Raw genomic sequence first — 14,544 nt, 5'->3', positions numbered from 1 at the left:
TTGATCGAAACCCTTCTGACCTTATTTCACGTTTTCCTCAAGTTGGCACGTTGGCCCAGTCGATTGGGCCTGACTGGAGGATGAGGAACGAACCTTCTTAACCAGCCCGGCGATACGCGCCTCAGAGATGGTTTCCTTTTCCCGTCGATCGATTAATCTCATTTCATCCGCGACGTGCCGCCGTCAGGAGCGGCTCCCACTGGTTGAGGGGGACCATGAGCAGGAACGCGACATCGTCCGCCTTGCCGTCTTCGCCGCGCCGCCTTCTTTGTCGTTCAAAAATCTTGCTGTTGCTGGCTTGTGCCGGTGCGGCGTTTTCGGCTGCCGGCTGCCAGAAGCAGCAAGCGGTCGAGAAGAAACTGCCGGTGATGGTAACCACCCAGACGGTCGCCCTTGCCGACTACGCGCCGCGGACCTCGCTGACCGGGGTGATCGCGGCCCGCACGCTCAACAATCTGTCGTTCCGCGTCGGCGGCCGGGTCGCGGAGCGTCTGGTCGATGTCGGCCAACATGTCGACCAGGGCGCGGTGCTCGCCCGCATCGACCCGCAGGAACAGGAATCGGACCTGCGTTCGGCGCAAGCCGATCTCGACGCCGCGCAGGCGCAACTCACCCAGGCCGCGGCCACCTATGAGCGGCAGAAGACGCTGCTGGCCCGGGGCTTCACCACGAGACGGGAATTCGACACCGCCAACCAGACGCTGAAAGTGTCGCAAGGCAGCGTCGATGCAGCGCAGAGTGCCCTGGCCAATGCCAAGGAAAACCTGTCCTACACCGAGCTCAAGGCGGGCGCCGCCGGCGTGATCACCGCGCGTCAGGTCGAGGCCGGGCAGGTGGTGCAGGCGGCACAGACGGTATTCACCATCGCCGAGGACGGCGACCGCGATGCGGTCTTCAACGTGCACGAAACGCTGGTTGCCCAGGCGCCATCGGCGCCGGTGGTGACGATCACGCTGCTTTCGGATCCGCAAATCAGGGCCACGGGCAAGGTGCGCGAGATCTCGCCGGCCATCGACACCGCCTCAGGAACGATCCGCGTGAGGGTCGGCATCCCGGACACCCCCGCTGGCATGCCGCTCGGCGCAGCGGTGATCGGCACCATCAGCGCCACGCCGGTGAGAGCTTTCCTGCTACCCTGGCAGGCCCTCACCTCGGCTGCCGGCAAACCGGCCGTCTGGATTGTCGATCCATCAAGCAAGGCAGTGACGATGGCACCGGTCGAAGTGCTCGCCTTCGACTCGGGCGTGGTCGCCGTGAACAAGGGACTGCAGGAAGGCCAGAGCGTCGTCACCGCCGGCGGACAGTTGCTTAGTCCCGGACAGACGATCGAGGTGGCGAGGGCGCAGCAATGAACCGGTTGACGCGCATCGCTCCGCTGCTGATCCTCACGGCATTTGCCGCCTGCTCGCGTTCGGAGGAGAAGCCGCCCGAGATCATCCGACCGGTTCTGTCGATGGTGGTCGAACCGAAGACCGTCGAGACTTTCGGCTTTGCCGGTTCGGTCGAACCGCAATACAGCGCCGACCTCGCCTTCCGCCTGCTCGGCCGCGTCGTCTCGCGCGACGTCAAGGTGGGCGACCTCGTCACCAAGGGCACGACGATCGCGGCGCTCGATCCGACGGCGCTGGATCTTGCCGTCCAGGCTTCCAAGGCGGATCTGTCGAACGCGCAGGCGCAATTCATCAACGCCGCCGCCAGCGAGGACCGCCAGCGCCAGCTGCTTGCCTCGGCCAACACCTCGCAAGCCACATTCGATGCCGCGAGGCAAGCGCGGCAGGCGGCGGAAGCCGGCGTCGAGCGCGCCAATGCCGCTTTGGCCAAGTCGCAGGAGCAGCTCGGCTATTCCCGGCTGTTTTCCGATTTCGACGGCGTCGTCACCGCCGTCGGCGCCGAGGTCGGCCAGACCGTTTCGCCGGGACAGACGATCGTCACCGTGGCACGCACCGACCCGCGCGAGGCCGTGGTCGACATTCCCGACCAGCTGACCGGCGACCTTGCCGTCGGCACGCCGTTCGAGATCATCCTGCAGTCGCTGCCGACCATCAAAACCGACGCCAAGCTGCGCGAGGTCGCGCCGCAATCGGAAGGCGCCACCCGCACCCGCCGCGTGCGGCTGACACTGATCAACCCGCCGTCGGCGTTCCGGCTGGGCTCGACGATCTCGGCGACGCGCATGACCAAAGTCGCGCCGACGATCGAACTTCCGATATCGGCACTGCTCGAAAAGGACGGCTCGCAAAAGGTGTGGATCGTCGATCCGCAATCCTCCAGCGTGAGCGCGCGCGATATCAAGGTCGCCGCGAAGAACGGCGGCAGCTTCACGGTGGCGGAAGGGCTCGAAGCCGGCATGCGCGTCATCACAGCGGGCGTCCACAGCCTGAGCGAAGGCCAGAAGGTCAAGGTGCCGGGGGGCGGGGTCTGATGAAGGGCTTCAATCTCTCCGACTGGGCGCTCAGCCACCGTTCGATGGTCTGGTATTTCATGCTGGTCTTCGTGGTGGCCGGCATCTTCTCCTATCTCAACCTCGGCCGCGAGGAAGACCCCGCCTTCACGATCAAGACCATGATCATCCAGGCCAACTGGCCCGGGGCCTCGGTCAAGGAAACGGTGCAGCAGGTGACCGACCGCATCGAGAAGAAGCTCGAGGAGCTCGACAGCCTCGACTACACCAGATCGATCACCACCGCCGGCCAGACGGTTATCTTCGTCAACCTGAAGGACACCACCAAGGCGCGCGACGTCGTGCCGAACTGGCTTCAGGTGCGCAATATGGTCAACGACATCAAGGCGCAGTTCCCGCAAGGCGTGCAGGGGCCGTTCTTCAACGACCGCTTCGGCGACGTCTACGGCAACATCTATGCCTTCACCGCCGACGGGCTTACGCCGCGCCAGTTGCGCGACTATGTCGAGGATGTGCGGACCAAGATCCTGACGGTGCCGAATGCCGGCAAGGTCGACCTGGTCGGCGCGCAGGACGAGGCGATCTATCTCGAATTCTCGACGCGCCAGATCGCGGCACTCGGCCTCAACCAGCAGGCGATCGTCGCCAGCCTGCAGGCCCAGAACGCCATCACCCCGTCCGGCGTCATCCAGTCCGGCCCGGAGCGCATCAGCGTGCGCGTCGGCGGCCAGTTCACCTCGGAGGAGAGCCTGCGGGCCATCAATCTGCGCGTCAACGACCGCTTCTTCCGGCTGAGCGACGTGGCGACGATCAGGCGCGGCTATGTCGACCCGCCGACCGCCTTGTTCCGCTTCAACGGCCAGAATGCGATCGGGCTTGCGATCGGCATGAAGCCCAACGCCAACCTGCTGAAATTCGGCGAGGCGTTGCACCAGGAAATGGACAAGGTGCTGGCCGACCTGCCGATCGGCGTCGGCGTGCATCTGGTGGCCGACCAGCCGGTCATCGTCGAGGAAGCGGTGTCGGGCTTCACGAGGGCGCTGTTCGAGGCGGTCGCAATCGTGCTTGCGGTGTCCTTCATCAGCCTTGGGCTGCGGGCTGGCTTCGTGGTCGCGCTGTCGATACCTCTGGTGCTCGCGATCACCTTCACCGTCATGCAGTATCTCGGAATATCGCTGCAGCGCATTTCGCTCGGCGCGCTGATCATCGCGCTCGGGCTGTTGGTCGACGACGCAATGATCGCGGTCGAGATGATGGTGGCGCGGCTGGAGGTCGGCGACAATCTGCGCAAGGCGGCGACCTATGTCTACACCTCGACCGCCTTCCCGATGCTGACCGGCACGCTGGTGACGGTCGCCGGCTTCATTCCGATCGGGCTCAATTCAAGCGCCGCCGGCGAATACACGTTCACGCTCTTCGTCGTCATCGCGGTGTCGCTGCTTGTGTCATGGATCGTCGCCGTGCTGTTCGCGCCGCTGCTCGGGGTCACCATCCTGCCGGCGACGATGAAGACCAAGCATCACGACCAGCCTGGACGCTTCACCTCGCTGTTCCGGCGCGTGCTTGTCTTCTCTGTTCGCCGCCATTGGCTGACGATCATCGTGACTGTGCTTCTGTTCGCCGCCTCGGTCGCCGGCTTCGGCCTCGTCCAGCAGCAATTCTTCCCGCCATCCGACCGGCCGGAGCTGATCGTCGACTGGAATCTGCCGCAGAACTCCTCGATCACGGAGACGCGCGACCAGATGGAGCGCTTCGAGCAGCGCGCGCTGGTCGGCAATCCCGACATCGACCACTTCTCCTCCTATGTCGGCCAAGGCGCCGTGCGCTTCGTGCTGGCCTATGACGTGCAGCCGGCCAATCCCTATTTCGGCCAGACCGTCATCGTCACCAAGAGCATCGAGGCGCGCAACCGGGTGAAGCCGGCGCTGGAGAAGCTGTTGCGCGAGGAGTTCGTCGGCACCGACGCCTTCGTTAAATTGCTGGAGCTCGGCCCGCCGGTCGGCAGGCCGGTGCAGTACCGCGTCGGCGGTCCCGATATCCAGACGGTGCGCGAGCTGGCGCAGCAATTCGCCGGTGTCATTTCCGCCAATCCGAAGCTTGCCGCGCCGACCTTCGACTGGAACGAGCCGCAGCGCGTGCTGAGGGTCGACGTGCTGCAGGACAAGGCGCGCCAGCTCGGCATCACCTCTTCCGACATCGCCAGCGCGCTGAACAGCACGGTGGGCGGCTCGACGATCACGCAGGTGCGCGACGCGACCTACCTGATCAATGTCGTGGCGCGTTCGCGCGAGGCCGAGCGCGGCTCGATCGAGACGCTGCAGAACATGCAGCTGCCGACCGGCAGCGGCGAGTCGATCCCGCTCGCCGCCGTCGCCAATTTCCGCTACGAGCTCGAGCAGCCGACGGTGTGGCGGCGCAACCGGACGCCGACGATCACCGTGCGCGCCGGGCTGGTCGGCGACGTGCTGCCGGCAACCGTCGTCAACGAGCTCCAACCGTCGGTCGACGCCTTCATCGCCAAGCTGCCGCCCGGCTATTCTGTGGAAACCGCCGGCTCGGTCGAGGAAAGCGCCAAGAGCCAGGGGCCGATCGCGGCCGTGGTGCCGTTGATGCTGTTCATCATGGCGACCATCCTGATGGTGCAGTTGCAGAGCTTCCAGCGCCTGTTCCTGGTGGTGGCGGTGGCCCCGCTTGGTCTGATCGGCGTGGTGGCGGCCCTGGTGCCGAGCGGCGCGCCGCTGGGCTTCGTCGCCATCCTCGGCGTGCTGGCGCTGATCGGCATCCTGATCCGCAACTCGGTCATCCTTATCGTGCAGATCGAGGATCTCGTCGCCGAGGGTAAGGACCGCTGGGCCGCCGTCATCGAGGCGACCGAGCACCGCATGAGGCCGATCGCGCTGACGGCCGCGGCCGCCAGCCTGGCGCTGATCCCGATCGCGCGCGAGGTGTTCTGGGGACCGATGGCCTACGCGATGATGGGCGGCATCATCGCGGGAACGGCGATCACGCTGCTGTTCCTGCCGGCGCTGTATGTGACATGGTTCCGGATCAAAGAGCCGAACGACGCGCAAGGCAGCGCGGCAGATGTCACGGCGATTGCGGAACCTTAAGGACAAGGCCGAGTTCCTTGGCGCCCCCCTCTGTCCTACCGGACATCTCCCCCACGAGGGGGGAGATCAGCCGTTTTGGCGCCGCGCTTTTTCTGCAATCACGGCGATTGGCGAAAGCCGCGATGACAGCCAATCTCCCCACCTGTGGGGGAGATGTCCGGCAGGACAGAGGGGGGCGCGACAGAACTCGAATTTGACAGTCTGCTACACTCGCACAAACCCCTCGCTCGCCCTGAGCAGGTTGCGCGTATAGTCCTCGCTGACGCGATGGCCGATCAATTGGCTCGCGGTCAGCGTTTCCACCGCCGCGCCGTTTTGCATCACCATCAGCCGCTCGCACATATGGGTGATGATGGCGAGGTCGTGGCTGACCATCAGGAAGGTGAGCTTGCGGCGGCGACGGACCTCTTCCAGCAGGTTCAGCACCTCGGCCTGCACCGAGGCGTCGAGCGCCGAGGTCGGCTCGTCGAGCAAAAGGATCGAGGGCTCCAGGATCAGCGCGCGCGCAATGGCGACGCGCTGGCGCTGGCCGCCAGAGAGCTGGTGCGCATAGCGGAAGCGGAAGCCCTTGCCGAGGCCGACCTCGTCCAGCGCGCGCTCGATGCGCTTCTCGCCGTCGGCAATGCCGTGGATCGCGAGCGGCTCCTGCAGCAGGCGATCGACCGTCTGGCGCGGATGCAGCGAGCCGTAGGGATCCTGGAACACCATCTGCACATCGCGGTAGAAAGCCTTGTCGCGGGTCTTGCCGAGCTTCTTGCCGTTGACGGTGATGGTGCCCGAAGCGACAGGCGCAAGGCCGGTGATGGCCCTCAGCAGCGTCGACTTGCCGGAACCGCTTTCGCCTACCAGGCCGTAGGATTCGCCTTCCCTGACTTCGAGGCTGACGCCCTTCAGCGCGCGAAAACGGTCGAAGACCACTTCCAGCCCTTCGACGGTGATCGAAGCCGTCATGCCGCCCACTCCGGCTTGCGGTCGAGCACCGGCAGCGGATGGCGCTCGAAGCCGATCCTCGGCATGCAGTTGAGCAGGCCGCGCGTGTAGGGGTGCTGCGCATCGCGCAATTCGGAAGCCTTGATCTGCTCGACCACCTTGCCGGCATACATGACGACGACGCGGTCGCAGAAGGAGGAGACCAGGCGCAGGTCGTGCGAGATGAAGATCAGGCCCATGCCGCGCTCGGCGACGAGCTTATCGAGGATCTTGAGCACGTCGAGCTGCACGGTGACGTCGAGCGCCGAGGTCGGCTCATCGGCGATCATCAGCTCAGGCCCGGTGACCAGCATCATGGCGATCATGGCGCGCTGGCCCATGCCGCCCGAGACCTCGTGCGGGTAAAGGTCGAAGACGCGGGCCGGATCGCGGATCTGCACCGCCTGCAGCATGGCCAAAGCGCGCTCGCGCGCCTCGGCCTTGGAGACTTTTTCATGCGTGCGCAGCGTCTCGACGATCTGGCGGCCGATGGTCATCACCGGGTCGAGCGAGTATTTCGGATCCTGCAGGATCATGGCGATGCGGTTTCCCCGCAGCGCCCGACGCTCACGTGGCGATATGGAGAGCAGGTCGATGCCGTCGAAGGCGAGCTTCTTCGCCGAAACCTCGGCCTGCGGCGGGGTTAAGCCCATGATGGCGCGGCCGGTCTGCGACTTGCCGGAGCCGCTCTCGCCGACGATACCCAGCCGCTCGCGGCCGAGCGAGAAGGAGACGCCGCGCACCGCCTGCACGAGGCCGGTGCGGGTCGGAAAGGTGACGCGCAGGTCGTCGACGTCGAGGAGCGTGTCGCCGCTCATTGGTCACCGCTCATTGGTCGCCACTCCGGGGATCGAGCGCGTCGCGCAGGCCGTCGCCGAGCAGGTTGAAGCCGAGGCTGACGATGAGGATGGCCGCACCTGGGGCCGCGGCCACCCACCACTGGTCGAGGATGAAGCGGCGGCCGGACGCGATCATCGCGCCCCATTCGGGCAGCGGCGGCTGCGCGCCGAGGCCGAGGAAGCCGAGGCCGGCGGCGGTGAGGATGATGCCGGCCATGTCGAGCGTGACGCGGATGATCAGCGAGGAGATGCAAAGCGGCATGATGTGGCGCAGCACGATGCGGAAGGGCGAGGCGCCCATCAACTGCACCGCTTTGATGTAGTCGGAGTTGCGCACCGTCAGCGTTTCCGCGCGTGCAATGCGGGCATAAGGCGGCCAGGAGGTGATGGCGATCGCCAGCACGGCGTTCTCGATGCCTGGTCCGAGCGCTGCCACGAAAGCCAGCGCCAGCACCAGCTTCGGGAAGGCAAGGAAGATATCGGTGATGCGCATCAGGATGGTGTCCGTCCAGCCGCCGGCATAACCGGCGATGGTGCCGACCAGCAGGCCGATGGGCGCGGCGATGACGGCGACGAGGATCACCACATAGAGCGTCCAGCGCGAGCCGTAGACGATGCGAGAGTGGATATCGCGGCCAAGGTCGTCGGTGCCGAACCAGTGCGCGGCGCTGGGCGCGAGCAGGCGCGCGTTCTTCAAGTCGCCGATGGTCGGTGAATAAGGGGCCAGCACGTCGGCGAGAGCGGCGACGACCAGCAGCGCGATGATGATCAAGAGCCCGACAAAGGCGAGCCGGTTCGCGGAGAACCGCCGCCAGGTGACATAGGCGCGGCCGAGCCTTGCCTGCAGGCGCGAGGCCGGCCGGTCCGACAGCAACCATTCGCGACGGGATTGGATGGTTTCAGCGCTCATCCGGCCTTCGTCCTCGGATCGAGCAGCCGGTAGAGCAGGTCGGACAGAAGATTGATGGCGATGAAGACCGAGCCAATGACGATGGTGCCGCCAAGCACCGCGTTCATGTCGGCATTCTGCAGCGAATTGGTGATGTAGAGGCCGATGCCAGGCCAGGAGAAGACGGTCTCCGTCAGCACCGAACCTTCGAGCAGGCTGGCATAGGAAAGCGCGATCACCGTCACCATGGGCACGGCGGCGTTACGCAAAGCATGGCCCCAGATGATGCGCGTTTCGGAAAGGCCCTTGGCGCGGGCTGCGACTATATATTCCTGTGCAAGCTCGTTCAGCATGAAGGAGCGCGTCATGCGGCTGATATAGGCGAGCGCGAAATAGCCGAGCAGCGCGGCCGGCAGGATGATGTGACGATAGGCGTCATAAAAGACATCCCACTGCCCCTGCATTGCGGCATCCAGCAAGTAGAAGCCGGTGATGGGCGTGAAAGTGTATTCGTAAACGACATCGAGTCGCGCTGGGAAAGCGACCCATTGCAGCTTGGCGTAAAACAGGACAAGCCCCAGCAGCCCCAGCCAGAAGATCGGCACCGAATAGCCGACCAGGCCGATGATGCGCACGATCTGGTCGATGAGACTGCCGCGCCGGACCGCGGCTAATACCCCGAGCGGCACGCCGATGACGGTGCCGATGATCGTGCCCAGCGTCGCCAGCTCAATGGTCGCCGGGAAGACGCGGCGGATATCGGACATCACCGGATTGGTGGTCAGCACCGACGTGCCGAAGTCGCCTCTCAGCGCGCTTTTGACATAAATATAGAACTGCTCGATCCAGGGCAGATCGAGGCCCATCTCGCGGCGCGTGCGCTCGACGACGGCCGTCGGTGCCCGGTCGCCGAGAACGGCCAGAACCGGATCGATCGGGATGACGCGGCCGATGAAGAAGGTCACCGCGAGAAGGCCGAGATAGGTCGTCACCGCAATGACCAGGAAGCGGCCGAGCGACGATAGGATGGCGACGGCGCAGGCGCTGCCGCGCCCCGCCGCCGCCTGGTTTTCAGCTACGCTCACGCGTCGGGCTCAAGGTTACTGCTTCGAGACCGCCCAGACGAAGTTGGTGTCGAAGCTCGGGCCGAGCTTGAAGCCCTGCAGGTTCTTGCGCAGCCCGGCCACTTCCAGCTGCTGGTGGATGATGACGAAGGGGCTGGTGTCGAGGATCTTCTGCTGCAGGTCTTTGTATATGTCGGCGCGCTTGGCCGAATCCTTTTCCAGCAAGGCCGCATCCGTTTCCTTGGTCAGATCCGGAATGTCCCAGGCATTGCGCCACGCTAGCGTCTTGATCTTGGCGTTGTCGGAATTGTCCGGATTGGAGGCGAAGGTCTGGGCGTTGGAGTTCGGATCGAAATAGTCTTGGCCCCACTGGCCGATATAGATGTCGTGGTTGCGGGCGCGATATTTGGTAAGTGTCTGCTTACCGTCTCCCGGAATGATCTCCAGCTTGATCCCGGCCTGGCCGAGCGTCTGCTGGATCGATTCCGCCATGCCGGTGGTCGGCTGTCCGGTGCGCACATCCATGGTGACCTTGAAGCCGTCCGGCACGCCGGCCTTGGCCAGAAGTTCCTTGGCCTTGGCGACGTCGAGCTTGAAGGGATTGTCGTCGATGGCACCGAGATCGCCCTTGGGCAGGAAGGACTGATGTATCTCACCGATGCCCTTGAGGATGGTCGAGCCCAGCGCATCGTAGTCGACCAGATACTTGAACGCCTGCCGCACCTCCGGCTTGGCAAGCGTCGGGTTCTTCTGGTTGAGGCTGATGTAATAGACCGTGCCCTTCGGCGCGCTGGTGGTGGTGAGATCGGCGTTCTTGGCGATGGCGTCGAGGTCGTTCGGCTCGAGGTTGCGGGCGACGTCGATGTCGCCGGCCTCAAGCGCCAGGCGCTGCGCCGAGCTTTCCTTCATGTTGCGATAGATGACGCGGGCGAGCTTGGCCTTCTCGCCATTGTAATTGTCGTTGCGCTCCATGACGACGGCCTCGTTGGCGCGCCACTCGCGCAGTTTGTACTGGCCCGAGCCCGCATAGCCGGTCTTCAGCCAGGCATTGCCGAAGTCGTTATCCCATTTGTAGTCGGCGCTCGGCGTGACGGCCGCGACGTGTTCCTTGACCAGCTTGGCGTCGACAACGGAAGCGACGGTGGCGGACAGGCAGTTGAGCACGAAGCTCGGCGCATAGGCCTTGTCGACGACGAACTGGAAGGTCGTGTCGTCGACAGCCTTGGCCTTCTCGGTGACGTTGTCGCCGGTGATGCCGAACTGGTTGATGATGAAGGCCGGGCTCTTGTCGAGCTTGATGGCGCGTTCGAAGGAATAGGCGACATCGGCCGCGGTGATCGGATTGCCGGATGCGAATTTCATGCCGGGCTTCAGCTTGAAAGTATAGGTCAGGCCGTCATCGGAAACGGTCCAGCTCTCGGCGAGGTCGCCCTTGACCTTGGAGGTGTCGCTGAGGTCGAGGCGGACCAACAGATCATAGGTGTTGCCGGTGACTTCGGCCGTCGACAGCTCGAACGCTTCGCCCGGATCCATCGAGATGATGTCGTCGATGGCGAAGCCCTCGACCAGCGTATCGGCGGGCGTGACCGCGAAAGCGGGCGCGACGAGCAGCGCGGACAGCGCGGCGCCCGCGAGCAAGGCGCGAGAGCGGAGAGCAAACTTTTCCAGCATCATGGTGATCGTTCCCTGTCTTGTTGACCTGAGTTCCCGGCTCAGGGCTGAATTGTTCTTTGCAAGGCCGGCTGCGGCTTTGACCGCTTACCGTCGTGTTTTTTGTCCAGTTGGTCAACACCCTATTCAGCGGTTCTCGAACCGGCAACGGGGCATTTTGCCAGACATCATATCGGACCAGACGGGCCGCCAGGAGTCGACGTATGCGCCGGCTAATTGCAGCCGCCGATCCGCAAAAATCTACCAGTGTCCGTACTTGGGAGGCAGACGCTATTTCAGTTGCGCGACCAGACCCGCATCGGGAAAGCAGGTGGCGGGCTTGCCGTTCTTCGCCTGCCAGATACCGATCGAGCGGCGGGTCTTGAAGCCGGGCAGGCCATCGGCGCTACCGACATCGTAACCCTTGGCCTCGAGCGCCCGCTGCAGCGCGGCGATGTCGGAGCGGTGCAGGTCGCCGACCGCGCCCCAGGTACCGACGAAGGTGGTGTCGCCCTTGGCGATGCGGTCGGCGGCATGGCCAATGAACAGGCCATAGAGATCGCTGTTGTTGTATTGCTTGATCACATAGAAATTCGGCGTGACGACGAAGGCCGGGCCGCTGCGACCGGCCGGCATCAGTAGAAAACCCTCGGCCTTTAATTCGCTTGCCGCAAAGGCCTTGCCGTCGACGCGCCGGATGCCCATCGCCACCCAATCGGAGATCTTCTTGCCCTGGTCGGGCCCTTCGAGCGAGCAGGAGACATTGGCCGGAACCGTCACCTCGGTCCCCCAGCCGCGCCCCCTTACCCAGCCGTAATGGACGAGATAATTGGCGATCGAGGCGAGCACGTCGGGCGTCGAATTCCAGATGTCGGGCCGGCCGTCGCCGTCGAAGTCGACGGCATGCTTCAGGAACGATGTCGGCATGAATTGCGGCTGGCCGAGCGCGCCGGCCCAGGAGGATTTCATGGCGTTGACCGGCGCCAGGCCGCGCTCGACGATCTCGAGTGCCGCCAGCACCTCGGTGCGGAAGAAATCCTTCTTCGTCGACATGAAGGCATCCGTCCCAAGTACCTCGAAGGCGTCGTAAGGCATCTTGGCCGCGCCGAAGCCGGTCTCGCGACCCCAGATCGCCAGCACGATCTCGCCCGGCACGCCGTAACGCTTCTCGATCAGCCCGAGCACGCGGGCGTTGGCGCCCTCGCGCGAGCGCCCGCCCGAGGTGACGGCGCGGATGATCTTCTCGGCGAAATAATCGGCAGGCGGGCCGAACTCGGCTTGGTGCTGTTTTTGCGGCGTGGTCGGTTTCTCGCCGGGCATGACGAGGTCGGGCAGCTTGAGGTTCGGCTTCACGCCGAGGAAGGCGGCATCGAAGGTCTTTTTCGAGATGCCCTTGGACTTGGCTTCGGGCCAGAGGTCGGTTTGGAGCCAGGCCTGGAACTGGTCGTCGATGGGCGCGGCGTGGGTCGGGGTGGTGAGAATGAAGCCGAATATCACGATCAGAAGAAAAGCGAATGCAAGCATGCAAAGGCCGCGTTCTGTCGCGCCCCCCTCTGTCCTGCCGGACATCTCCCCCACTTGGGGGGAGATTGGCAGCTTGGGCGCCGCGCCTCTTCCTGCAACGTTCAAGATTGGCGAAAGCCGGCGTGACGTCCGATCTCCCCCCTTGTGGGGGAGATGTCCGGCAGGACAGAGGGGGGCGCGAAGGAATGCTGTCATCTCCAAGTCCCCCAAAATCCCCTCAAAACGCCGTCCTTGACCTCAATGCCGCGGCCAGCGTGCCTTCGTCGAGATAGTCAAGCTCACCACCGACCGGCACGCCATGCGCGAGCCGCGTCACCTTCACCTCGAAGCCCGAGAGCTGGTCGGTCAGATAATGCGCGGTCGTCTGCCCTTCGACTGTGGCGTTGACGGCAAGGATGACTTCCTTCACCTCGCCGCCGGCGACGCGGTCGACCAGCGAGCGGATGTTGAGCTGATCGGGACCGATGCCGTCGAGCGGCGACAGCGTGCCGCCGAGCACATGGTAGCGCACGTTCATGGCCGCCGCGCGCTCCAGCGCCCAAAGGTCGGAGACGTCCTCGACGACGATGAGCGTGCCGGCGTCGCGGCGCGGGTCGGTGCAGATCATGCAAGGGTCGGAGGTATCGACATTGCCGCAGGTCGAGCAGATGCGCACCTTGTCGACCGCTTCGCCCATGGCGGCGGCCAAAGGCTCGAGCAGCTGCTCCTTCTTCTTGATGAGATGAAGCGCGGCGCGCCTGGCCGAACGCGGCCCGAGCCCCGGCACCTTGGCCAGGAGCTGGATCAGGCGTTCGATTTCCGGACCGGCGATTCTCTTCGACATCGCCTTGATCTAGGATTTTTCAGCGCCGTTTGAAACAGCCAGCAACGGCACAGGGCCCGACATGCTGCCATGAAGGGCCCTGTGTTGGATGCAATCGGCTTCAGTTGGTTTCGAGCGGCCGGTCCTGGCTGGCGATCATTGCGCCGATGGCGTCGGTGTTCTCAGGCGTCGACTGGAAGCCCATCGCCGCTTCCTGCGTCGCACTGGGCACGGAGGTGACGTAGCGGCCCTTGAGCGTGCCGCCGAAACGCGAGGCGTCCGGTTCGGCCATCGGCTCCTGCATCGCCACGACCGTCGGCTTCTGCGCGAGACGGCCGGATTTCTGCGAAGGCGTCGCGGCGGCCGTCATATAGGCCTGCTGCGTCGGAACGATTGCCGTGGCCGGCAGCGTCGGCTCCGCCGCGGTCATCGCGGCCTGCTTGGCCGGATCGGACCGGACGATCGTCTTGACCTCCGGCTCGGCGGAAGCCATCAGCACGGGAGCGGTAGGATCGATTTTCTGCGACTTTTCGGACGCCATGGCGACCATCGGCTCATCCGGCAGGGGCTGCCAGTTGCGGCCGCGCTTCTCGTAAAAGGCGTTGCCACCGGCCACCATGGTGTAGTGCATGTTCCTGTAGGGGAAATGCAGGCCGGCGGTGTGGAAATACATCGTGTTCTTGAGCTTAGCCTTGCGCTCGCCCTTCAGCACCGCGTCCGCGGCTTCCTCGACGTCGGGCAGCGCCCTGGAATTCATCGGCCGGGTCATCACGCCGGGGGCGAACTGGCCCCTTTCGCCGACGACCTCGCAGATGGTGTTGCCATGCTGCCCCGAGCGCAGCCGGTTCATTACCACCGTGCCGACGGCGATCATGCCGTCGCGGCTCGACCGGTTGGACTCGAAGAACATCGCCCGCTTCAGGCATTCCTTGTCCTTCGGCGAGTGACTGGTACGCGTGGTGAGGAAACTCGGCGTGAGGGCGTTGGTCAGACCCGACACCGACATGCCATGGGAGGAAGTGGTCTGGCTGCAACCGGCCAGGAGCAAGGGGGAAGTGACGATGCCGATAAGCAGCAGCGGCGTCTTCCATCGCGTCGCGATCACCAAAAAAGCCTCATGTCCAGATGCCAGCCCGCCCCGAGATGTGGCAAGAATGAGACTCTTTCGGGCAAAAAGATGGCTAGAGGGTTAGCAACTTCTGGACTTGGGTAAAACTTTATGAATGTCGCGAAATGAGCCCGTGAGCATTGCCGGCAAAATGGTTAATATTGCGGCCTGGGCTCAATTTCCGTTCA

Annotated in this window: 12 protein-coding genes; 3 read left to right on the top strand and 9 right to left on the bottom strand. The window is 64.4% G+C overall.

The features are described from left to right. Nucleotides 1-163: 163 nt before the first annotated feature. Entirely contained in the window at nucleotides 164-379 is a 216-nt protein-coding gene (locus RFM41_RS13560) for a hypothetical protein (RefSeq protein WP_320249009.1), read from the bottom strand. On the opposite strand from RFM41_RS13560, the gene RFM41_RS13555 reads away from it, so the two are divergent. The 3 genes from RFM41_RS13555 to RFM41_RS13545 are packed head-to-tail and all read left to right on the top strand — an operon-like array spanning nucleotide 369 to nucleotide 5,511. Continuing rightward, a complete protein-coding gene (locus RFM41_RS13555; RefSeq protein ID WP_320249502.1) occupies nucleotides 369-1,352 on the top strand; it encodes an efflux RND transporter periplasmic adaptor subunit in 984 nt (327 codons plus the stop codon). The genes RFM41_RS13560 and RFM41_RS13555 overlap by 11 nt on opposite strands. Further along, a complete protein-coding gene (locus RFM41_RS13550) occupies nucleotides 1,349-2,422 on the top strand; it encodes an efflux RND transporter periplasmic adaptor subunit (RefSeq protein ID WP_320249010.1) in 1,074 nt (357 codons plus the stop codon). Before RFM41_RS13555 ends, RFM41_RS13550 begins: the two co-directional genes overlap by 4 nt. Next, the gene (locus tag RFM41_RS13545) at nucleotides 2,422-5,511 is read left to right on the top strand and encodes an efflux RND transporter permease subunit (protein ID WP_320249013.1); all 3,090 of its coding nucleotides are present in this window, start codon (nucleotides 2,422-2,424) and stop codon (nucleotides 5,509-5,511) included. The genes RFM41_RS13550 and RFM41_RS13545 overlap by 1 nt, the downstream gene beginning before the upstream one ends. A 204-nt stretch (nucleotides 5,512-5,715) precedes the next feature. On the opposite strand, the gene RFM41_RS13540 is transcribed toward RFM41_RS13545, so the two are convergent. The 8 genes from RFM41_RS13540 to RFM41_RS13505 all read right to left on the bottom strand — a co-directional run bounded on the left by RFM41_RS13540 (nucleotide 5,716) and on the right by RFM41_RS13505 (nucleotide 14,353). Then, on the bottom strand, nucleotides 5,716-6,462 hold the full coding sequence (locus RFM41_RS13540) for an ABC transporter ATP-binding protein (protein WP_320249015.1): 747 nt from the start codon (nucleotides 6,460-6,462) through the stop codon (nucleotides 5,716-5,718). Beyond that, nucleotides 6,459-7,298: an ABC transporter ATP-binding protein gene (locus RFM41_RS13535; protein ID WP_320249016.1), complete on the bottom strand. Its 840-nt coding sequence runs from the start codon at nucleotides 7,296-7,298 to the stop codon at nucleotides 6,459-6,461. The genes RFM41_RS13540 and RFM41_RS13535 overlap by 4 nt, the downstream gene beginning before the upstream one ends. Before the next feature lie 10 nt (nucleotides 7,299-7,308). Then, nucleotides 7,309-8,229: a nickel transporter permease gene (gene nikC / locus RFM41_RS13530; RefSeq protein ID WP_320249017.1), complete on the bottom strand. Its 921-nt coding sequence runs from the start codon at nucleotides 8,227-8,229 to the stop codon at nucleotides 7,309-7,311. Next, the gene (locus RFM41_RS13525; protein WP_320249018.1) at nucleotides 8,226-9,293 is read right to left on the bottom strand and encodes an ABC transporter permease; all 1,068 of its coding nucleotides are present in this window, start codon (nucleotides 9,291-9,293) and stop codon (nucleotides 8,226-8,228) included. The genes nikC and RFM41_RS13525 overlap by 4 nt, the downstream gene beginning before the upstream one ends. Before the next feature lie 15 nt (nucleotides 9,294-9,308). Continuing rightward, nucleotides 9,309-10,946: an ABC transporter substrate-binding protein gene (locus RFM41_RS13520; protein WP_430691534.1), complete on the bottom strand. Its 1,638-nt coding sequence runs from the start codon at nucleotides 10,944-10,946 to the stop codon at nucleotides 9,309-9,311. A 267-nt stretch (nucleotides 10,947-11,213) separates the two neighbouring features. After that, complete coding sequence (locus RFM41_RS13515) at nucleotides 11,214-12,446, bottom strand: lytic murein transglycosylase (RefSeq protein ID WP_320249020.1); 1,233 nt, start codon at nucleotides 12,444-12,446, stop codon at nucleotides 11,214-11,216. A 217-nt stretch (nucleotides 12,447-12,663) separates the two neighbouring features. Continuing rightward, complete coding sequence (gene recR, locus RFM41_RS13510; protein ID WP_040985994.1) at nucleotides 12,664-13,269, bottom strand: recombination mediator RecR; 606 nt, start codon at nucleotides 13,267-13,269, stop codon at nucleotides 12,664-12,666. 100 nt (nucleotides 13,270-13,369) lie between these two features. Then, nucleotides 13,370-14,353: a cell wall hydrolase gene (locus RFM41_RS13505; RefSeq protein ID WP_320249026.1), complete on the bottom strand. Its 984-nt coding sequence runs from the start codon at nucleotides 14,351-14,353 to the stop codon at nucleotides 13,370-13,372. Between the last annotated feature and the right edge of the window lie 191 nt (nucleotides 14,354-14,544).

The sequence above is a fragment of the Mesorhizobium vachelliae genome, from assembly GCF_033977325.1.
GTDB lineage: Bacteria > Pseudomonadota > Alphaproteobacteria > Rhizobiales > Rhizobiaceae > Mesorhizobium > Mesorhizobium vachelliae.
The sequence above is the reverse complement of the archived record's forward strand: the minus strand, read 5'-3'. Positions and strand labels throughout refer to the sequence as shown.